General features: G+C 71.3%; 19 protein-coding genes, 6 tRNA genes and 1 pseudogene. 17 read left to right on the top strand and 9 right to left on the bottom strand.

Going from position 1 to position 18,943, the window contains the following annotated elements; translation table 11 throughout:
- Positions 1-50: 50 nt before the first annotated feature.
- Both cobA and ACFWJX_RS34265 read left to right on the top strand, forming a co-directional pair.
- Complete coding sequence (gene cobA / locus ACFWJX_RS34270) at positions 51-1,283, top strand: uroporphyrinogen-III C-methyltransferase (protein WP_383250224.1); 1,233 nt, start codon at positions 51-53, stop codon at positions 1,281-1,283.
- Positions 1,284-1,347: 64 nt separating this feature from the next.
- Positions 1,348-2,166, top strand: coding sequence for a TrmH family RNA methyltransferase (locus ACFWJX_RS34265; RefSeq protein WP_383250223.1), 819 nt, complete (start codon positions 1,348-1,350; stop codon positions 2,164-2,166).
- 13 nt (positions 2,167-2,179) lie between these two features.
- Here the strand turns inward: ACFWJX_RS34265 and ACFWJX_RS34260 are convergent, their stop codons facing one another.
- Positions 2,180-3,553: a protein kinase gene (locus tag ACFWJX_RS34260; protein ID WP_383250265.1), complete on the bottom strand. Its 1,374-nt coding sequence runs from the start codon at positions 3,551-3,553 to the stop codon at positions 2,180-2,182.
- 196 nt (positions 3,554-3,749) lie between these two features.
- On the opposite strand from ACFWJX_RS34260, the pseudogene ACFWJX_RS34255 reads away from it, so the two are divergent.
- The 4 genes and pseudogenes from ACFWJX_RS34255 to ACFWJX_RS34240 form a co-directional block, all read left to right on the top strand.
- Positions 3,750-3,987 (top strand): annotated as a pseudogene (locus ACFWJX_RS34255) (hypothetical protein); the annotation flags it as partial.
- 202 nt (positions 3,988-4,189) lie between these two features.
- The gene (locus tag ACFWJX_RS34250) at positions 4,190-4,360 is read left to right on the top strand and encodes a hypothetical protein (RefSeq protein WP_383250222.1); all 171 of its coding nucleotides are present in this window, start codon (positions 4,190-4,192) and stop codon (positions 4,358-4,360) included.
- A gap of 354 nt (positions 4,361-4,714) precedes the next feature.
- On the top strand, positions 4,715-5,650 hold the full coding sequence (locus ACFWJX_RS34245) for a phosphotransferase family protein (RefSeq protein ID WP_383250221.1): 936 nt from the start codon (positions 4,715-4,717) through the stop codon (positions 5,648-5,650).
- 81 nt (positions 5,651-5,731) lie between these two features.
- Positions 5,732-6,034 (top strand): zf-TFIIB domain-containing protein, encoded by a 303-nt coding sequence (locus ACFWJX_RS34240; protein WP_383250220.1) that lies wholly within the window; start codon positions 5,732-5,734, stop codon positions 6,032-6,034.
- A gap of 54 nt (positions 6,035-6,088) precedes the next feature.
- Here the strand turns inward: ACFWJX_RS34240 and ACFWJX_RS34235 are convergent.
- From ACFWJX_RS34235 to ACFWJX_RS34215, 5 genes are all read right to left on the bottom strand, one after another.
- A tRNA-Val gene (locus ACFWJX_RS34235) sits at positions 6,089-6,160 on the bottom strand.
- A 37-nt stretch (positions 6,161-6,197) separates the two neighbouring features.
- Positions 6,198-6,269 (bottom strand) — tRNA-Val (locus ACFWJX_RS34230).
- Positions 6,270-6,288: 19 nt separating this feature from the next.
- Positions 6,289-6,360 (bottom strand) — tRNA-Val (locus ACFWJX_RS34225).
- A gap of 1 nt (position 6,361) precedes the next feature.
- A tRNA-Cys gene (locus ACFWJX_RS34220) sits at positions 6,362-6,435 on the bottom strand.
- A 38-nt stretch (positions 6,436-6,473) separates the two neighbouring features.
- Positions 6,474-6,546: transfer RNA gene (locus ACFWJX_RS34215), tRNA-Gly, on the bottom strand.
- A gap of 177 nt (positions 6,547-6,723) precedes the next feature.
- Here ACFWJX_RS34215 and ACFWJX_RS34210 point away from each other — a divergent pair.
- The 3 genes from ACFWJX_RS34210 (at position 6,724) to ACFWJX_RS34200 (ending at position 9,481) form a co-directional block, all read left to right on the top strand.
- A complete protein-coding gene (locus ACFWJX_RS34210; protein WP_383250219.1) occupies positions 6,724-7,767 on the top strand; it encodes a chorismate-binding protein in 1,044 nt (347 codons plus the stop codon).
- Positions 7,764-8,585 (top strand): aminotransferase class IV, encoded by an 822-nt coding sequence (locus tag ACFWJX_RS34205; RefSeq protein ID WP_383250218.1) that lies wholly within the window; start codon positions 7,764-7,766, stop codon positions 8,583-8,585. The genes ACFWJX_RS34210 and ACFWJX_RS34205 overlap by 4 nt, the downstream gene beginning before the upstream one ends.
- Positions 8,586-8,662: 77 nt before the next feature.
- Entirely contained in the window at positions 8,663-9,481 is an 819-nt protein-coding gene (locus ACFWJX_RS34200; protein ID WP_383250217.1) for a GNAT family N-acetyltransferase, read from the top strand.
- A gap of 6 nt (positions 9,482-9,487) precedes the next feature.
- Here ACFWJX_RS34200 and ACFWJX_RS34195 read toward each other — a convergent pair whose 3' ends face one another.
- The gene (locus ACFWJX_RS34195; RefSeq protein ID WP_383250216.1) at positions 9,488-10,030 is read right to left on the bottom strand and encodes a DsbA family protein; all 543 of its coding nucleotides are present in this window, start codon (positions 10,028-10,030) and stop codon (positions 9,488-9,490) included.
- 223 nt (positions 10,031-10,253) lie between these two features.
- Between ACFWJX_RS34195 and ACFWJX_RS34190 the strand changes: the two genes are divergently transcribed.
- Positions 10,254-10,700, top strand: coding sequence for a hypothetical protein (locus ACFWJX_RS34190; protein ID WP_383250215.1), 447 nt, complete (start codon positions 10,254-10,256; stop codon positions 10,698-10,700).
- Between the two features lie 224 nt (positions 10,701-10,924).
- A complete protein-coding gene (locus ACFWJX_RS34185; protein ID WP_383250214.1) occupies positions 10,925-11,077 on the top strand; it encodes a hypothetical protein in 153 nt (50 codons plus the stop codon).
- Positions 11,078-11,138: 61 nt separating this feature from the next.
- On the opposite strand, the gene ACFWJX_RS34180 is transcribed toward ACFWJX_RS34185, so the two are convergent.
- Positions 11,139-11,699, bottom strand: a complete 561-nt coding sequence (locus ACFWJX_RS34180) for a CGNR zinc finger domain-containing protein (protein WP_383250213.1) — start codon at positions 11,697-11,699, stop codon at positions 11,139-11,141.
- Positions 11,700-11,975: 276 nt separating this feature from the next.
- A complete protein-coding gene (locus tag ACFWJX_RS34175; protein ID WP_004002642.1) occupies positions 11,976-12,389 on the bottom strand; it encodes an SsgA family sporulation/cell division regulator in 414 nt (137 codons plus the stop codon).
- Between the two features lie 191 nt (positions 12,390-12,580).
- Here ACFWJX_RS34175 and ACFWJX_RS34170 point away from each other — a divergent pair, with 191 nt between their 5' ends.
- From ACFWJX_RS34170 to ACFWJX_RS34145, 6 genes are all read left to right on the top strand, one after another.
- Positions 12,581-13,039, top strand: a complete 459-nt coding sequence (locus ACFWJX_RS34170) for a TIGR02611 family protein (RefSeq protein WP_383250212.1) — start codon at positions 12,581-12,583, stop codon at positions 13,037-13,039.
- A 76-nt stretch (positions 13,040-13,115) separates the two neighbouring features.
- A tRNA-Val gene (locus tag ACFWJX_RS34165) sits at positions 13,116-13,187 on the top strand.
- A 1,877-nt stretch (positions 13,188-15,064) separates the two neighbouring features.
- Positions 15,065-16,354, top strand: a complete 1,290-nt coding sequence (locus tag ACFWJX_RS34160) for an extracellular solute-binding protein (RefSeq protein ID WP_383250211.1) — start codon at positions 15,065-15,067, stop codon at positions 16,352-16,354.
- Positions 16,355-16,368: 14 nt separating this feature from the next.
- Entirely contained in the window at positions 16,369-17,325 is a 957-nt protein-coding gene (locus tag ACFWJX_RS34155) for a carbohydrate ABC transporter permease (protein WP_383250210.1), read from the top strand.
- Positions 17,322-18,197: a carbohydrate ABC transporter permease gene (locus ACFWJX_RS34150; protein ID WP_383250209.1), complete on the top strand. Its 876-nt coding sequence runs from the start codon at positions 17,322-17,324 to the stop codon at positions 18,195-18,197. Before ACFWJX_RS34155 ends, ACFWJX_RS34150 begins: the two co-directional genes overlap by 4 nt.
- A gap of 10 nt (positions 18,198-18,207) precedes the next feature.
- Positions 18,208-18,807 (top strand): hypothetical protein, encoded by a 600-nt coding sequence (locus tag ACFWJX_RS34145; protein ID WP_383250208.1) that lies wholly within the window; start codon positions 18,208-18,210, stop codon positions 18,805-18,807.
- Positions 18,808-18,943: the final 136 nt, after the last annotated feature.

Raw genomic sequence — 18,943 nt, 5'->3', positions numbered from 1 at the left:
CTGCTCCAGAGCCGCAGCGCCCACCCCGCCCGTTCGAGGAGCCGCCCCTCATGGCCGAACACCCCGCCTACCCCGTAGGCCTCCGCCTCACCGGCCGCCGTGTGGTCGTCATCGGTGGCGGCCAGGTCGCCCAACGACGCCTGCCGGCGCTGATCGCCGCGGGCGCGGACGTCCTCCTCGTGTCGCCCGAGGCGACCCCCTCGGTGGAGGCGATGGCGGACGCGGGCGAGATCACCTGGGAGCGGCGGGTCTACACCCTCGGCGACCTCGCCGACGCCTGGTACGCCCTGATCGCCACCGGCGACCCCGATGCCAACGCCGCCGCATCCGCCGAGGCGGAGCGCCACCGGGTGTGGTGCGTACGCTCCGACAACGCCGACGCGGCCACCGCCTGGACGCCCGCGACGGGCCACAGCGAGGGCGTCACCGTCGCGGTGCTCACCACGGACGCCAAGGGCCGCGACCCCCGCCACACCGCCGCCATCCGTGACGCGGTGGTCGAGGGCCTGCGCGACGGCACTCTGGTCGCCCCCCATCACCGCACCCGTACCGCGGGCGTCGCCCTTGTCGGCGGCGGCCCCGGCGACCCGGACCTGATCACGGTGCGCGGCCGCCGCCTGCTCGCCGAGGCGGACGTCGTCATCGCGGACCGTCTCGGACCGCGCGACCTCCTCGCCGAACTCCCGCCGCACGTCGAGGTGATCGACGCGGCGAAGATCCCGTACGGGCGGTACATGGCCCAGGAGGCCATCAACAACGCGCTGATCGAGCACGCCAGGCAGGGCAAGTCGGTCGTCCGGCTCAAGGGCGGCGACCCGTACGTCTTCGGCCGTGGCATGGAGGAACTCCAGGCCCTCGCCGAGGCCGGTATCGCCTGCACCGTCGTCCCCGGCATCTCCAGCTCCATCTCGGTCCCGGGCGCGGCCGGCATCCCGGTCACCCACCGCGGGGTCGCCCACGAGTTCACCGTGGTCAGCGGCCATGTCGCCCCCGACGACGAGCGTTCCCTGGTCGACTGGCCGTCCCTCGCCCGACTGACCGGCACGCTGGTGGTCCTGATGGGCGTCGACAAGATCGGGAAGATCGCCGAGACGCTGATCGCGCACGGCAAGCCGGCCGACACCCCGGTCGCCCTCGTCCAGGAGGGCACGACGGCGGCCCAGCGCCGCGTCGACGCCACCCTGGAGACGGTCGCCGAGACGGTGCGTACGCAGGAGGTCAGGCCTCCGGCGGTCATCGTCATCGGCGAAGTCGTCACCGTCGGCCCGCGGACGTCGGCGTAACCGCCGGTAACAGACCCGTGCCAAGCCGTTGGCACCGTACTCAGGACAAGGCAGTATCACCTCTGTGGCCGATCTCATCACCGTTGAGGATCCCGACGACCCGCGTCTGCGCGACTACACCGGCCTGACCGACGTGGAGCTGCGCCGCAAGCGCGAACCCGCCGAGGGCCTGTTCATCGCCGAGGGCGAGAAGGTCATCAGACGGGCCAGGGAAACCGGTTACGAGATGCGCTCGATGCTGCTGTCGTCCAAGTGGGTCGACGTCATGCGCGACGTCATCGACGAGCTCCCGGCCCCGGTCTACGCCGTCAGCCCGGAGCTCGCCGAGCGGGTCACCGGCTACCACGTCCACCGCGGCGCCCTCGCCTCCATGCAGCGCAAGCCCCTCCCGACCGCCACGGAACTCCTGCACTCCACCCGCCGCGTCGTGATCATGGAAGCGGTCAACGACCACACGAACGTCGGCGCGATCTTCCGCTCGGCGGCAGCCCTCGGCATGGACGCCGTCCTGCTCTCCCCGGACTGCACCGACCCCCTCTACCGGCGCAGCGTGAAGGTCTCGATGGGCGCGGTCTTCTCCGTGCCGTACGCCCGCCTGCACACCTGGCCGAAGGGCCTCGACCTGGTCCGCGAGGCCGGCTTCACGCTGCTCGCCCTCACCCCCGACGAGAAGGCCAGCAGCCTGGACCGGGCGGCCCCGCACACCATGGACCGGGTCGCCCTCATGCTCGGCGCGGAGAGCGGCGGCCTGTCCACCCAGGCCCTGGTCGCCGCCGACGAATGGGTCCGCATCCCCATGTCCCACGGCGTCGACTCCCTGAACGTGGGCGCCGCGGCAGCCGTCGCCTTCTACGCGGTCGCGACGGGCCGCCCGCCGGCCTAGCGCCCGGCGCCGGCTATCCGCCGGACTGCTGATGCCGTACGTCCGGCTGAACCTGCTGATGCCGTACGACGCCGTTCTCGCCGCCGAGTCCCTGGGCCGGTCCCTGGCAGCCCTGGACGACCGCGATGCCCAGGGCCACGAGCAGCGTCACGACGACGAAGACGAACAGCCGCTGCCGCAGCAGCCGTGGATTGGCGGGCCGCCGCCCGGTACCCGTGTTCCGTGACGCCGGTCTGCCGGCCCCGTTGCGCGGCGCGGGCCTGCCGCCGCTGCCGGACCGGGTGTTGCGGGAGGAGGACGTGTTCCGCCCGGCCGGTGTGGGCCGGGCCCCCGAGCGCGACGACGGGTTGCCGCCGGCGCGCGAGGTGCCGCCGCCACGCGAGGGCCCGCCGCCCCGAGAGGGCGCGGCTCCGCGCGAGGACGGCACCCTGCCGCCGCGCGACGGCGGCGGACCCGGCTGCCGCAGCGTGCGCTCCGGATAGCCGGTGTCGGCCAGCCGCCCGGTGGGCCGGTCGGCCTCACCGGCACGCGGAGCGGGCGGCCGCACCTCGCCCGGACCGTGGGCCTCACGGGCCGCGATCTCCTTGAGCCGCAGGGAGAGATCGAGCGTGCTGGGCCGCTCCTGCGGATCCTTCGCCAGACAGGCCCGGATCAGCGGGGCCAGGGCGTCCGGCACCCCGTCCAGATGCGGCTCCTCGTGCACCACGCGGTACAGCATCACCTCGGAACTGCCGTGTCCGAACGGGGAGTCGGCCGTGGAGGCGTACGCCAGGGTGGCGCCGAGCGAGAACACGTCGGTGGCCGGGGTGACCAGCGCCCCGCGCACCTGCTCCGGCGCGAGGAACCCGGGGGAGCCGACCGCCGTACCGACATGCGTCAGCGTCGAGGCCCCCGTCGCCCAGGCGATGCCGAAGTCGATGATCCGCGGGCCCTTGGGCGAGAGCAGGATGTTGGACGGCTTCAGGTCCCGGTGCACGACCCCGGCCTCATGGACGGCGACGAGCCCCTCCGACAGTGCCGCCCCGATCGTCGCCAGTTCGGAAGCCCCGAGGGGGCCGTCGTCGGCGACCTTGTCGTGCAGGGAGGGTCCGGGCACGTACTGGGTGGCGAACCACGGCCGGTCGGCGTCCAGATCCGCGGCGACCAGCCGGGCGGTGCACCCGCCCCGGATCCGCCGCGCCGCCGACACCTCACGCGCGAAGCGCGACCGGAACTCCTGGTCCTCGGCCAGATCGGGCCGGATCACCTTCAGCGCGACCCGCTGCCCCTTCTTGTCGGAGCCCAGATAGACGACGCCCATCCCGCCCGCGCCGAGCCGTCGGTGAAGCTTGAACGAGCCGACGACGCGCGGGTCCTCGCGCCTCAGGCGCATCATCGCCATGTTCATCCCCGCTGCCCGGTCCGTGTGACGTGGCACAGCTTACGTTTCCACGGCCCCGCGCGCGCAGAGGCCGCGCCCTCTCGGCCCCACCGATTGTCAGTGCCGGGTGGGAGACTTGAGAAGTGGTCAGAGAGCCTGCGAGCAGGCGCACTTCGCCAACCCCCTGATCGCAACCACCTGTCACAGAAGGGGGATTGAACCCGTGCCGGGTGACCGAGTGGAGACAGTCGTCGACGCCGGCGACACGACGCGACCCTCCGAGGTGGCGGTCGGCAGAGCAGGCCGCCGGGTGGAGACGGCCGTACGCCGGGGGGTGGTGGAAGTGAGCGAAGTCACCCCTTGGGAGTCCGTCCGTGCCTTTGAGGCAGCCCGTGCCACGCGAGGACGGCTCGGAGGAGCGGGCCCGGACCGGGCGACCCCTCCGGGAAGACCCCGAGACCCAGGGCTCCGTCTCCACCCAGGGGAGTACTCCGCAGGTCATCGCTCATCCTCCGGGAGGCCCGGCAATCGGTACGAGGGCATGACGCCCGGCACCCGCCGCACGCCTAGATTTGAGGTCAAGCGGCGGGTGCAGCACTCGTCCCCCGAGGTCAGACACCCGCCGCTTGCCAAGGACAACCGAGACAGGTCAGGAGAGGGACCATGGCCCACACGGCACCGCGGACACAGCGACCCCGCCGTACGGGCCGTCGCCACCCCTTGGTGGCGACGGTCATGGCCCTCCCCCTGGCGGTCCTGCTCCTCGTCGTCTTCGACGGCTGGGAGACAGTGGCCACACAGGCGTCGTCCGTGGGTGTGATGCTGGGGCGCTGAGCGGCGACCCCAGGCCCGGAAGAGCGGTCCGGGCGGGGACATCCATCCATGAAACCCCGTGGGGACGGGGGTGCGGCGGACGGCAAAAAATGCCGGCGCAGCTGGGGAGCTGCGCCGGCATTGCTTTGCCATTTTCCAGCGCCGGTTCGATGCCTCAGCCCGTCCGGCGTCTGAGGCCGAGGCCGTTCAGGCCGAAAGCGGGCCCCTGGGGGCGGCAGCCCCCAGGGGCCGGACGGGAAGGGCGGCGGGGACGAACTCCCATCGCCCCCCAGCAGCGCCGGTCGCTCGGCAGGCACCCCCCGCCCCCACCGCCGTACCCTGCGGGAGCAGACCCCGCACCCCCAGGAAGGCCCTGTGCCCACCCACCGCCTCCTCACCGCACTCTCCTTCCGCGCTCAAGCACACGCACACACCCGCACCCCCACCTGCCCCTGCGGCGCAGCCACCCTCGCGGACCGCCCCGACGCCACCGTCGTCCGTCACGCCGACACCGTCGCCAAGGCCCATGCCCCGGACACGGACCCCGCCGCCCTCGCCCCCCGCCTCGCCACGGCCGCCCGCCTCCCCGACGTGCTCCTCCCCCCGCTCACCCCGACCCCCACCGTCCTGGACGCCCGCCTCGTCACGTTCTGGCCGTACGGCACCCCCGTGGACCCGGAGGACCCGGACGCCGCCCCCTGGGAAGCCGCGGGCAACCTCCTCGCCCGCCTGCACCGCACCCCGGCGCCGACCCAGCTCCCGCCGATGCGAGGCCCAGCCAAGGCGGCCGGCGCCGTGGCCCGCCTCCGCGAGGCAGGCTCCCACCCCGCCGTCGGCCCCGTCCTGCGCGCCTGGAGCCACCTGCCCGCCTGGGCCCGCGCCGAGGCCCCCATGCCGGACACCACGACCCTCTGTCACGGCGACCTCCACCTCGGCCAGTTGGTCCGGCACCCCACCCCCGACGGCCCGTGGCGCCTCATCGACGTGGACGACCTGGGCGTCGGTGTCCCCGCCTGGGACCTGGCCCGCCCCGCGGCCTGGTACGCCTGCGGTCTGCTTCCGCCCGAGGAGTGGACCCGGTTCCTGAACGCCTACCGCGATGCGGCCGGCCCCGCCGTCCCCGCCGACGGCGACCCCTGGCCCGCCCTCGACGTCCCGGCCCGCGCCCTCACCGTCCAGACCGCGGCCCGCGCCCTGACGAAGGCGCTCGCCCAGGGCAGGGATCTGGACGAGGTCGAGCAGGCCCTCGCCGACGCCTGTGCCCGAATGGGTTCCGTACCTGCCCAGTTGGCGCCGAGCCCGGCGAAGTAGGGTGCAACCGACCGCAGTGGGACAGAGTCTGTCCTGGTGATACGCGAAGCAGGACCGACCGGCGAGGAGTTGAGCCGAACCATGCAGTGTCCGAAGTGCCACGCCCCGATGCACACGTACAACCGCAACGGCGTCCAGATCGAGCAGTGCAGCAATTGCAGGGGGATCTTTCTCGACTACGGCGAGCTGGAGGCGCTGACCCGCGTGGAGTCCCAGTGGACCCAGCCGGCCCCGCCGCCTCCGTCGGCCCCGCAGGCGTACCCGGCCGCTCCTGTTCCGCCCGCTCCCGCCTGGGGCGCCCCGCAGGGCGGCCACGTCGGTCACGGCGGCCATTACGGCAACAAGCGCCACAAGAGCTTCGGACACATGCTCTTCTCCAGCTGACCGGCGCGCACGAAGAAGCCCCCGACCGCGCTGGCGGCCGGGGGCTCCGGTGTGTGGACGATACTGGGATTGAACCAGTGACCTCTTCCGTGTCAGGGAAGCGCTCTCCCGCTGAGCTAATCGTCCTCGGGGTGATCACGACTCGGGGGCCGTGGATGCTGCGTGCGCGATACTGGGATTGAACCAGTGACCTCTTCCGTGTCAGGGAAGCGCTCTCCCGCTGAGCTAATCGCGCGGGGGACCCGAAGATCCAGTGGACGATACTGGGATTGAACCAGTGACCTCTTCCGTGTCAGGGAAGCGCTCTCCCGCTGAGCTAATCGTCCTTGGAGGTGGAGACGGGATTTGAACCCGTGTAGACGGCTTTGCAGGCCGTTGCCTCGCCTCTCGGCCACTCCACCAGGAGTGTAGGGGACCGTGAAGTCCCCGTCTTCCTTCGAGCGGACGACGAGGCTCGAACTCGCGACCTCAACCTTGGCAAGGTTGCGCTCTACCAACTGAGCTACGTCCGCCTGTCGTTTCGGCCCGCTCTCGCGGCCCGGCGACGAGTTGAACTCTAGCGGATTCCGGGGCCAGCACAAAAACGCGTTTGTGCAGCGTGCTGCGCTGTGTTCCGCCGAGTACCTGCTCAGGCCCCTGCCAGGACATCCCCGGGCCACCCCGGGGACACCCGCCCTAGACTCGACACCGTGCTCGACCTCCCTCCCCTCGCCCGCTTCGGCGACCGCGTCGCCACCGGCCTCCTCGACGTCACCGGAGACGCCTCAGCCCTTGATTCCACGGGTTTCTGGGCTGTTTCCGCCGATTTCGAGGGCCGTCTGGTCTGCGCCCGCTTCGCCGACGTACGAGTGGAGCCGGTGCCGGCACCGGTGCCGGGGGAGTGGCGGGGACCTGCGGCCGGTGACTGGACGTCATCCCTCGATCGCGCCGCGTACACGGCCGGGGTGCGCCGGATTCGTGAGTACATCGCGGCCGGCGAGGTCTACCAGGCGAACCTGTGCCGCGTCCTGTCCGCGCCGCTGCCCGCCGGCGCCGACGCGGACGCCCTGACGGCCCTGCTCGCCCGCGGCAACCCGGCGCCGTACGCCGGAACGATTCGGCTGCCCGCGCACGGGGTCGAGATCGCCACCGCGTCTCCGGAGCTGTTCCTGAGGCGGGACGGGCGGACCGTGGAGTCCGGGCCGATCAAGGGGACCGGACGGACCGAGGCGGACCTTCTGGAGAAGGACTACGCCGAGAACGTGATGATCGTGGACCTGGTCCGCAACGACATCGGGCGGGTCTGCGCCACCGGCAGCGTGACCGTGCCCGACCTGTGCGCCGTGGAGAAGCACCCGGGCCTCGTCCACCTCGTGTCCACGGTCCGCGGCGAGCTGCGCGAGGACGCCGGCTGGCCCGAGCTGCTCGACGCGGCCTTCCCGCCGGGCTCGGTCACCGGCGCCCCCAAGTCCAGCGCCCTGCGGATCATCGACGAGCTGGAGACGGCGCCGCGCGGTCCGTACTGCGGCGGCATCGGCTGGGTCGACGCCGACCGGGGCACCGGCGAGCTGGCCGTCGGCATACGCACCTTCTGGATCGACCGCGCGGCAGGTGTCCTGCGCTTCGGCACCGGCGCCGGCATCACCTGGGGCTCCGGCCCCGAGGCGGAGTGGCGGGAGACCGAGCTGAAGGCGTCCCGACTGCTCGCGGTAGCGTCGGGAGCGTACGAGGTGAGTGGAGAGGGACTGACGTGAAGATCTGGCTGGACGGCGGGCTGCAGGACATCGAGTCCGCCCGTGTCTCCGTCTTCGACCACGGCCTGACCGTGGGCGACGGCATCTTCGAGACCGTGAAGGCGGTGGACGGCAGGACGTTCGCGCTCACCCGCCACCTCGACCGGCTGACCCGCTCAGCGCGCGGCCTCGGCCTGCCCGACCCCGACCACGCCGAGGTCCGCCGCGCCTGCGCGGCCGTCCTGGACGCCAACCCGATGCCGCTCGGCCGGCTGCGCATCACCTACACCGGCGGCCACGGACCCCTCGGCTCCGACCGCGGCGAGCACGGGCCGACCCTCGTCGTCGCCCTCGGCGAGACCGGCCGACGCCCCGACTCCACGGCCGCGATCACGGTCCCCTGGACCCGCAACGAGCGCGGCGCACTCACCGGCCTGAAGACGACGTCGTACGCCGAGAACGTCGTCGCCCTGGCCCGCGCCCACCGACACGGCGCCTCCGAGGCCCTGTTCGCCAACACGGTCGGGCAGCTCTGCGAGGGCACCGGGTCGAACGTCTTCGTCGTCCTGGACGGCGAGATCCACACCCCGCCGCTCGCCTCCGGCTGTCTCGCGGGCATCACCCGCGAGTTGACCGTCGACTGGACCGGCGCCAAGGAGACCGACCTGCCGCTGGAGGTGCTGGAGCGCGCCGACGAGGTCTTCCTCACGTCCACCCTGCGGGACGTCCAGGCCGTGCACCGCGTCGACGACCGCGAACTGCCGGGCACGGCCGGACCGGTGACCGCCAAGGCGATGCGGATCTTCGCCGAACGGGCGGGCGACGACCTCGATCCGTAGAGTCCGCGAGACCTCTGCTCGCGCGGACCGCTTTTATTCGGCTGACCTGAGGTGTGGCAGCGGGTAGAACACCGGTGATGACCACGACCCTGCGGCCGACCGAGCCGCTCCAGCGCACCGCCGACGGGGTGCTGTCCCGCCGCTTCCAGGTGTGCGTGAACAGCCGCCCCGTGGGCGCGGTCCACCTCTCGACCCACCCCGACTTCGGTCCGACGGTCGCCCGCGTCGACCATCTGTACGTGGAGGAGGCGGACCGCGGGCGTGGCCGGGGCGCGGTGGCCGCGCTCGCCGCCGAGGAGGTGGCGCGCGGCTGGGGCTGCCGCAGGATCGAGATCCGGGTCCCCGCCGACGCCGAGGCAGCTCTGCGCCTGGCCCACGCGCTCGGGTACGTCCACCGCAACCGCGGAATGCGGAAGCCCCTCGGAGCCGTCCCGCCCGAACTGCCCGCCGGCAGCCGGGCCAGACCCATGACCGAGGGCGAGTTCGGGCCGTGGATCCAGCGGGGCATCGTGGAGTACGCGCAGGACTGGATCGACCGCGGGGTGCCCGAGGAGGAGGCGTGGGCCAAGGTGCGGCGGGACAGTCGACTGCCGCAGGGCGTGCACACGAAGGACATGCTGTTCAGCGTCCTGGAACACGAGGGCGGCCGGGTCGGCACGCTGTGGATGTCCTTCGCGGGCGACATGGCGTTCGTCTTCGACGTCGAGACCGACGAGCCATTCCGCGGCCGCGGCCACGGCCGCACCCTGATGCTGCTGGCCGAGGCCCAGTCGATCGCCGCCGGCAAACCCGTCATCGGCCTCAACGTCTTCGCCGGCAACACACCCGCCGAGCGCCTCTACGACTCACTCGGCTATGTGCCCGAGGGGTACTCCCTCTACAAGCAGCTGCTCTGAGCCGCCTCAGCCCTGCTCGGCCAGCAACCGGTCCGCGATCTCCTCGACGCGCGCGCGAAGCCCTTCCTGGCTCTTGCCGCCGTCGAGGCGCTCGCCGCCGATGACGTACGTCGGGGTGCCGGTGACGCCGATCGCCTTGCCCTCGGCCTGGTCGGCGTCGACGATCAGGATGTGCCGCCCGTCGATGAGCGCCGTGTCGAACTCCTCGGCGTCCAGCCCCAGTTCCCGTGCCACCTCGACCAGGAAGGGTTCGCCCGCACGGTCCAGCTCCTCGACCCGCCCCAGCACCGCCTCGACGTACGGCCAGCCCTGCCCCTGCTCCACGGCCTCCTCGACGGCCTGGGCCGCGGCGAAGGAGTGCCGGTGCTTCTCCAGCGGGAAGTGCCGCAGCCGCGGCTCCAGCCGGTCGCCGTACCGCTCGCGCAGGGCGCGCAGATCGGCCAGGGCGGTACGGCAGTCGGGGCACTGGAGCTCGCACCAGACATCGAGGACGACGGCGGGACGGGCGGGGTCGGGCGCCGGGACGGCCGCGGGGGAGGAGTCGCTCATGCCCCCAGTCTTCCAGCCCCCGCCCCGGCCCCCCAATCCGGACGTCCCGCACCCCCGGACGACCGGCACCTGCGGAGGAGCTGACCCGGAGATGTCCCTGATGTCCGGCTGAAACATGGCCCGCCGGCCTCTCGCAGGTGCAGGATGGAGAAGACGAAGTGCCGCCCTGCCGCGGCGCCGAGCCGTACTGCCCTGCCCGAGTGTGCCGTGTCTGGAGGACCGGATGATTGCCGAGACCGTGTGTTCCGCCGTCGCCGCGGCCGGCCTGGGCATCGCGGCCGTCACGGCGTACCGCAAGCGTTTCCTGGCGGCCGCCCGGATCGCGGCCTACGCGCTGGTGCCCCTCGGCCTGGTGATGACCGGGGTCGTCGAGTGGGTCGCCGACACCGCCTTCAGCCCCACTGCCTGGGTCGGCTTCGCCTTGCTCGGCGGCGCGTGGGCGATCTTCGCGACCACCCGCGCGGTGGAGCGCCGCAGGGGCGGCGGCACCCGCAAGGAGCGCAGAGCGGCGGCGCGCTCCGCACAGGCCGACGCCGTGGCACCGACCGCGTCGGCGCCCTCCCTGGGCCAGGGCGCCCGGCCCGCCTCCCGTCCCGCCGCGGCGCCGCGGGCGACCGCCTCCGACGACTTCAGCGACATCGAGGCCATCCTCAAGAAGCACGGCATATGACGCGGCGCCGACGGCCGGTGGCGGCCCCGGCACCGGGCCGTCACCGCAGCTGAGAGGCGTCCGCGCGGCGTGACGTCCTCAGGAGGGAAACGACACAGTCGGGCCGCCCGCGCGCGGAAGTGATCAAGGTTGGAAACCGGCATCACGGAATTCGGCGAACTACCGCTCAATCCGGGCGTGCTGATCGCGTGGGGTGTGCCGCCTGCGTCATCATCGCCCGCGAGATGCTGGACACGACACAGAGCGACGCCGCGCCCCCTCAGAACGAGCCGCGCGGATGCCTCTTCGCCCTTTCCCAGCCACCGCTGATGATCTTCCTAGCGGTGATCGGGTGTCTGCTGCTCATGGCCTCGCTGCACGACCTGCTGCTGCTCTGAGCCGTACCCGCGGTCCCCGGCGCCACCCGCCGGGGCCGCGTCGGCATCGAAGAACGGGCCCTCAGCCCGCCGCCTCCTTGCGGCGGGCCCGGTAGGCGGCCACGTGCAGGCGGTTGCCGCAGGTGCGGCTGTCGCAGTACCGGCGCGAACGGTTGCGGGAGAGGTCGACGAAGGCGCGTCGGCAGTCCGGAGCCTCGCAGCGCCGCAGCCGCTCCTGCTCCCCGGCCACCACGAAGAAGGCCAGAGCCATCCCGCAGTCGGCCGCGAGATGGTCCGCGATCGAGGCGCCGGGGGCGAAGTAGTGGACATGCCAGTCATAGCCGTCGTGGTCGGTGAGCCGGGGCGTGGTGCCCGCGGCGGCGACCAGCTCGTTGATGAGGGAGGCGGCGGCGCGGGGGTCCGGCGCCGCGAAGATCCGGGCGAACCGCCCCCGGACCTTGCGCACCGCGGACAGGTCGAACTCGGAGAGCACACCGACGTCACTGATTTCGTGTTTTCGTACGAAGACCTCGAGGGTGGCGACATCTGGCAGCGCGTCCGGGGTGGTGTCGTCCTCCGGTGCGGTGTTCACCAGATCCACCACGGCATCGAGCGCACACCGGGTGTCGTGGGTGATCAGCACGTTTCGCTCCCTGGCCTGGAGGGTCGGGCGGGCGCCCGCCGATGCTGGCCGATGGTAGCCGTACCGGGCCGCCGTGCCACGGCCGATGAGGCACGGAATCACGCCGCCCCACGCAGCCGGGGCCGGGGGAGGGCGGCGACCGGTCCGGGACGCACGCCGGCGCCGCACCACGGAGACCGTGGCGCGGCGCCGGCGCATTCCCTATGCGGTTGTTGTCCGGGCCCGAGCCGTCTCCCCGAGTGGACGGCGCCGGGCGGCTCAGTGGGAGCCCCCTCCCTAGCTTTCCGCCAGGATGTGCGAGAGCTCTTGATCGAGATCGAAGTGGCGGTGCTCCGTGCCCGGGGGCACGGCCGCGTCCGTTCGCTTCAGGAAGGATTCCAGGGCCCGCGCCGGGGCCTCGAGCAGGGCCTCCCCCTCCGGGGAGCTGAGGGCGATGCAGACGACGCCCTGGCCGTGGCTGCGCGACGGCCAGACTCGGACGTCGCCGGTGCCCGTGGGCCGGTGCAGGCCCTCTGCGAGGAGGTCGCGGGCGAACACCCACTCGACGGTTTCCTCGGCTCCGGTGTGGAAGGTGGCGTGCACGGCGTAGGGGTCGGCCGTGTCGTACCGCAGGCCTGCGGGGACAGGCAGGGAGGACTCGCTCGACACAACGAGGCGCAGGTGCAGCTCGCAGCTGACCGTGGTGTTCATAAGCGCCAGGGCCTTTCGCTCAGTGTGCGCTCGGGGATTCGCACGTCGGCGAAATCGACATGCCACCTACGGTGCCGTTGTAAACCCCTCTGCGTGTTTTGCGTGTGTTTACGTAACTCTTCCGGGCGAGGGGGCGTTCGTGAAGTACCACCATTACGGTGACTGGAATCTCTCGGGTAGGGTTTGGCCGTATGAATACGGGGAGTGACGAGCCGGGCGAGGTGGCCATGGCGGCGAACGACGCGAAGTCGGACCGGGCGGCCGAGCAGCAGGAACAGGCCCTCGGTTCCCGGGCTCCGGCGTTCATCAAGGCCCGCCGGATCCTGCATCTGAGCTGGCAGGTCGGCATCTTCGTCGTCGGTCTCGCGGTCGTGGTCGCGGGCATCATCATGCTGCCGCTGCCCGGCCCCGGCTGGGTCGTGATCTTCGGCGGCATGGCGATCTGGGCGACCGAGTTCGTCTGGGCCCAGCTGGTGCTGCGCTGGACCAAGCGCAAGGTCACCGAGGCGGCGCAGCGCGCCCTGGACCCGAAGGTCAGGCGCCGCAACATCATCCTGACCTCGATCGGCCTCGTGATCATCGCGGCCATCATGGTCTTCTACGTGTGGAAGTTCGGCCTCGTGATGCCCTGGAAGATCAAGGACCAGTGATCGGCCGCGGGGGCGCGGGGGCGGCCTGACCTGTCACAGGGACCCGCTGACATGGGGTAATGTACTTCCTGCGCCCGGGCGATTAGCTCAGTGGGAGAGCGCTTCGTTCACACCGAAGAGGTCACTGGTTCGAACCCAGTATCGCCCACCCGGAACCGACGGCCCATCCGCCATATCGCGGATGGGCCGTCGGCGTTTGCGCTGGTCGAGGACCTGCCGGTTGGCCGCGGGTGCGGCTTGATGGTCACTGTCGGTGGCGATCGGGAGCGTCGGGTTGTGCTGGACTGACCGTCTCGTTCGGGTGGGCCGGGTCCGCCCGGGTTCGGGTGGGGGTGCCGGGGCTGCGCGTCCGCCGTTCGGGCTGGGTCGTGGTTGGCGGGGGTGCGGTGCGCGCGTGCCAGGCGTCCGCCGCCGGACGGGCCTCACCGGCGGCCGGGCTCGGTTCCCGTGACCGGCTCCGACGGCCTGCCGTCCACGCCGACCGGGATGTCTCCGTGAGCATCACGCGTGCATGGTGCGGGGGAACGTCTGTTCACATGGCGTGGCGTGGCATGGCATGCCATGGCGCGGTCGGTTCGGTGCCCTAGGCCTTCCCGACCGGGGTGGCGCCCCCGCCCTGCCGGGTGCGCTCGGGGGAGGGAGGGATCCATCGCCGCCCAGGACGCGTCGACGGGCCGCGCAGAGGCCCGCGGCTGCCCGTCCGCACCCACGACACCGATGAACGCGCGCAAGGCCCGCCTGAGGGCCTGTGCGGGCTGAACGCGCGGCCGCTGCTCGGCTCCGCCGCGGGTGGAGCGGCGCAGGGTCGACTGCGCTGTGTGACGACTTGACCCCTTGATGGCGTGCGGCATCCAGGTTGAGCTGGGGCGATGGTCGGCCCGCGCGGCTGGCGGCCCAGCGACGAGCGGTGAGTCGGAGGGCCCGCATCTGTGGCGGGACGCCATCGGCCGTGCCCGGATGTGGGACTACGGCGAGGCACACGGACAGCGTCCGACTCCGGGCGGTCAGTATCGAGTGGTGGTGTGAGTGAGCTGGGCGCCGGGTTTCTCGCCGCGTCGGCGACATGGCTGTGGCCCCTGTCGTTCCCCATGGGAGTCGCTGCAACTTGAGCTGGGCTCGGCGCGTTCACTCTGTGAGTGCGTCGGCACCCGGCGTGGGCTGTGGCGATGGGCGGCCCGCGTGGCTGGCGACGAGCCGGCCAGTGTGGGCCCCGTGCCGCGTCGGCGTCGTCGCGCCTGCCCAGTTGCGGGAGCTGTGCGGGGCGGCGGCCGGTGCTTGCCTCGGTCACGGTGCGCTGATCCCTTGTCTGCTTGCCGGGCACCCTGGGTGAGCTGGGCGATGGCCGGCCGCGCGGTCAGTGTCCGAGGCCGGCGTTGAGGTGCGTGCCGTCGGCTCCTTGCGGAACGACGGCCCACGGGCGGGGCGCTCCTGGCGGACTCCGCAGCCACCGTCCCAGGTGGGGCCCCCGCCGCCCACGCGGGCCCACGAACCCCCAACTCGGCGGTCCGTGTCGGCGATTGGTCGCTGACCGCGCATCGCCGCAGCTCACCGGGGTGTTCGGGCACGAGTGTCGTGGCGTCGGCAAGTCTGGCCGTCCGGTCGTCGGGGCCGCGCCAGCGTCGTACGCCGGGTGAGATACGCCGGAGCGCCGACCTCCCGACCCGGCGTACGAGTTGCCGCCCGCCCGCCCGCACCCCCGCCCCCCCCGTCAGCGCCCCCAGCCCGGCCGCGACCACCGCACCCACCGCCGACGCCACCCCCACGCCCCCTCCCGGCCGTTTCCAGCCGCGCACCTCCCCTGCCCGATTTCCGTCCGGCCGGCCGAACCCCTGCTCTCCACCTGCACCTTCAGCCGTCCGCAAGCCGCCTCGGCCACGCAAACCGCACCCCGTTCGCCCACCCGCTCGCAAGAAATTCCTGTCCGAATCATTGACGCTCCTCCAACCCCCTCGTACCTTGTGCCAGCAAGCGCTTTCTTGAAACGATTCATGCAAGCGGCAATGACGCTGCGGGAGGGGCCCGACTGTGCGAACCAGCAGGAATGTTGAGAGGCGAACGATCCTCAAGGCCGCGGGGGCGACGGCGGCCACACTGGGCCTGGCCGCGACCACGGGGTGTGGGGGAGACAGCGGGACTTCCGCGGACGGAACGGTGACGATCCGTTACGCATGGTGGGGTGGCGAGCCGCGCACCATCGCCATGAAGAAGGCGATCGCGCTCTTCGAGAAGAAGTATCCGAAGATCAAGATCAAGCCCGAATTCACCGACTACGAGGCGTTCTGGGAGAAGTTCCAGACCCAGGCCTCCGGCGGGAATCCGCCGGACGTTTTCCAGAATGCGGTCACCTTTCTGCGCAAGTACGACAAGCGCGGCGTTCTGATGGATCTCAAGACGCAGGCGGATGCCGGGAACCTGAACCTGGAGAACTTCCGCAACGGCGTTCTGGCGAACGGTCAGGTCGACGACAAGCAGGTCGGCATACCCGTCGGCGCCAACACCATGGCTCTCGTCATCGACCTCAAGGCCTTCAAGAAGGCGGGCGTCGAGGCGAAGTTCGGCTGGACCTGGGACGAGTACTTCACCGCGCTGCAGACGATCCAGGACAAGCTGAAGATCGCCGGTGACACCGGCTACTTCAGCATCATGTACCTCTACGACCTGTATCTGCGTCAGAACGGCAAGGCCTTCTACACCGACAGCGACCTCGGCTTCACCGAGGACGATCTGACGCAGTGGTGGGAGGACGGCTACAAGCGCGTGAAGTCCGGGCTGGTCGCCGACCCGAAGAAGATCGAGCAGGTCAAGCCGAAGTCCGGTCTCTCGGCGGGCCTCGCCGCGTCCGAGTTCACCTGGGACAACTTCTCCATCCGCTACCAGGGCGAGGGCGAGTCGGACTACGGACTCGCGCCGATCCCCACCACGAACGGCAAGGACACCGGCCAGTACCTCGGTTCGTTGATGCTGAGCGCCTTCTCGGGGACCAAGCACCCCAAGGAAGTGGCCCAGTTCATCGACTTCATGGTCCACGACCCCGAGGCCGGCAAGATCATGGGCTACGACCGCGGCATCCTCTCCACCACCGAGCAGTACGACGCCTTCAAGCCGACCGACCCCAACAACAAGGGTGTCGCGGCCTACGAGGACGAGGTGGCCAAGGCCGGTGTCCTCGGGAAGATCACCCCGCACCCGTCCGGCGCGGACGTCATCGAAGCGGCCTTCCTGCGGATCGGCGGTGAGGTCGCCCAGGGCAAGACCAAGCCGGCCGACGCCGCGAAGGCGCTGTTCAGCGAGGCCAAGGCCGCGTTCGCGGGCTGAGGGGACGTACCACCATGACGCTCGTCAAGGAAGCGCCCGCGCGCCCGGTGAAGGAGCGGTCCGCCGCTCCTGACCCCGGGCGGCGCGGGCGGCGCCGCGAGAATCTCGCCGGCTATCTCTTCATGTCGCCGTGGATCGCGGGCTTCGTGCTCCTCACGGCGGGGCCGATGATCGCGTCGCTGTACTACGCGTTCACCAGCTACAACCTGTTCACGCCGCCCCGGTGGGTGGGGTTCGACAACTTCACGACGATGTTCCAGGACCCGCGCTGGCAGAAGTCGGTGGAGGTCACGCTCAAATACGTCGTCGTGGCCACACCGCTGAAACTGCTCCTCGCGCTCGGAGTGGCGCTGCTGCTCGCGCAGAAGCGGCGCGGGCAGGCCCTGTACCGGGCCGCGTTCTACATGCCGTCGCTCATCGGCGCCAGCGTCTCCGTGGGCTTCGTGTGGCGGGCGCTGTTCTCCGACGACGCCGTCGTGGACCGTACGCAGAAGATCTTCGGCGTCGATGTCGGCGGCTGGATCGGCAACCCGGACTACGTCCTGTACTCCCTGGTGGCCCTGAGCATCTGGCAGTTCGGTGCGCCGATGGTCATCTTCCTGGCCGGGCTCAAGCAGGTGCCGCAGGAACTGTACGAAGCCGCCGAGATGGACGGGGCCGGCCCCGTCCGGCGGTTCTGGAACATCACGCTGCCGATGATCTCCCCGGTGCTCTTCTTCAACGTGCTGCTGGAGTCCATCCACGCGTTCCAGGTGTTCGGTTCGGCGTACGTCGTCTCCGACACCCGGTGCGGGCCGGCCGACGCGACCCTCGTCTACACCTGTTACCTGTATCAGAAGGGCTTCAAGGAGGCCCAGATGGGCTTCGCCTCCGCGATGGCCTGGACGCTGGTGATCGCGGTGGCGCTCGTCACGGCGGTTCTGTTCTGGTCGCAGAAGAAGTGGGTGCACTACGAGGAGGCCGCCAAGTGACCAGTGTCACCACCCCTGCCGCACGCACCGAGAACGAGCGGCGGCGCACCGGATCCCTCGCCTGGCACGTGGGCGCGCTGGTGCTGCTCGCGGTGGTCCTCTACCCGGTGATCTGGGTGCTCGGCGCCTCGTTCAAGCCGAGCAAGGACATCATCGCCAGCATCGACCTGTTGCCCACCGAGCCGGTCTGGGCGAACTTCTCCGGGCTGGCCGACGGCATCTCCGGCATCTCCATCGGCAGCTTCTTCAGCAACTCGCTGATGTACGCGGCCCTGGCCGTGGTCGGGGTGGTGCTCTCCAGCTCGCTGACGGCGTATGCCTTCGCCAAGATCCGGTTCGCCGGGCGGAACCTGCTGTTCACTCTGATGATCGGCACCCTGCTGCTGCCGTACCACGTGCTGCTCATCCCGCAGTACGTGCTGTTCCGCAACCTCGGCTACATCGACACCCTCGTCCCGCTCGTGGCGGGCAAGTTCCTGGCCACGGAGGCGTTCTTCGTCTTCCTGATGGTGCAGTTCATGCGCGGCCTGCCGCGCGAGCTGGACGAGGCCGCCAAGCTCGACGGCTGCGGACATCTGCGGACCTACTGGTCCATCGTGCTGCCGCTGAGCCGTCCCGCCATCATCACCAGCGCCATCTTCACCTTCATCAACGCGTGGAACGACTTCATGGGGCCGTTGATCTACCTCAACACCCCCTCCAAGTACACGGTTTCGCTCGGTCTGATGATGTTCCGCGACCAGGAGGGCATCTCCAACTACGGCAGCATGATCGCGATGTCGCTGGTGGCGCTGGTGCCGGTCATCGCCTTCTTCATGGCCTTCCAGCGCTATCTCATCGACGGTATGGCGACCTCCGGACTGAAGGGCTGAGGCGGTCACCATGGCGCAAGCACGTGTGAAGGACCGCTCCCGGCGCAGGGAGTCCATGTTCGGCGAGCGCTTCGCGATCTTCGCCGAGTGTCTGCTCACCGGAGTGTGGATCGCCGTGGCCTGTCTCGGGGTCGTCACCTACCCCGCGGCCTTCGCCGCCGGCGCACGGCATCTGCGGCGTCGTACGACGCACCAGGTCAGCGGCTTGCGGGAGTTCGTCGTGGACTTCCGGGCGGCCGTGCGCGGCGGGTGGGCCGTCGGGCTCGCCGGGTGGGCGGCGGCCGTCGCGGTCTGGGTGGACGTCCTGGCCGCGCGGGCCGGGCTTCCCGGTGGACCGTTCGTCGGGGCCGTCGGCATCCTCGCGCTGATCGGCCTCGCCGTGGCCCTGCTGCGGGCGGCCGCCCTCTGGACACCGGACTCCACCTGGCGGGCGCTGCTCGCGGATGCCGGTAGGCGGACCGTGCTCGATCCCGCCGGGTCCTTCCTGGTCGTCTGCGGGCTGGCCGTCGTCACCCTGTCCGCCTTGTTCGTCGCGCCGCTGGCGGTCCCGGTCCTCGGGGCCGTCGCCGCGGCCGCCGTCGCCGTGGAGGAGCGCCACCGGCGCCGCTGACGGACGGGTGCCCTCCGCCAAGGCCGGGCCCCCGGCCGCGACCTGCCCGCCGACGGGCGGTCGCCCCTCTCAGGGTCGGCGCCCCGGCGCCGCACCTCGCTCTGTCATGCCCCTGAGCACATCGCACCCGCACGGA

The sequence above is a fragment of the Streptomyces sp. NPDC058335 genome, from assembly GCF_042723915.1.
Taxonomy (GTDB): domain Bacteria; phylum Actinomycetota; class Actinomycetes; order Streptomycetales; family Streptomycetaceae; genus Streptomyces.
The sequence above is the reverse complement of the archived record's forward strand: the minus strand, read 5'-3'. Positions and strand labels throughout refer to the sequence as shown.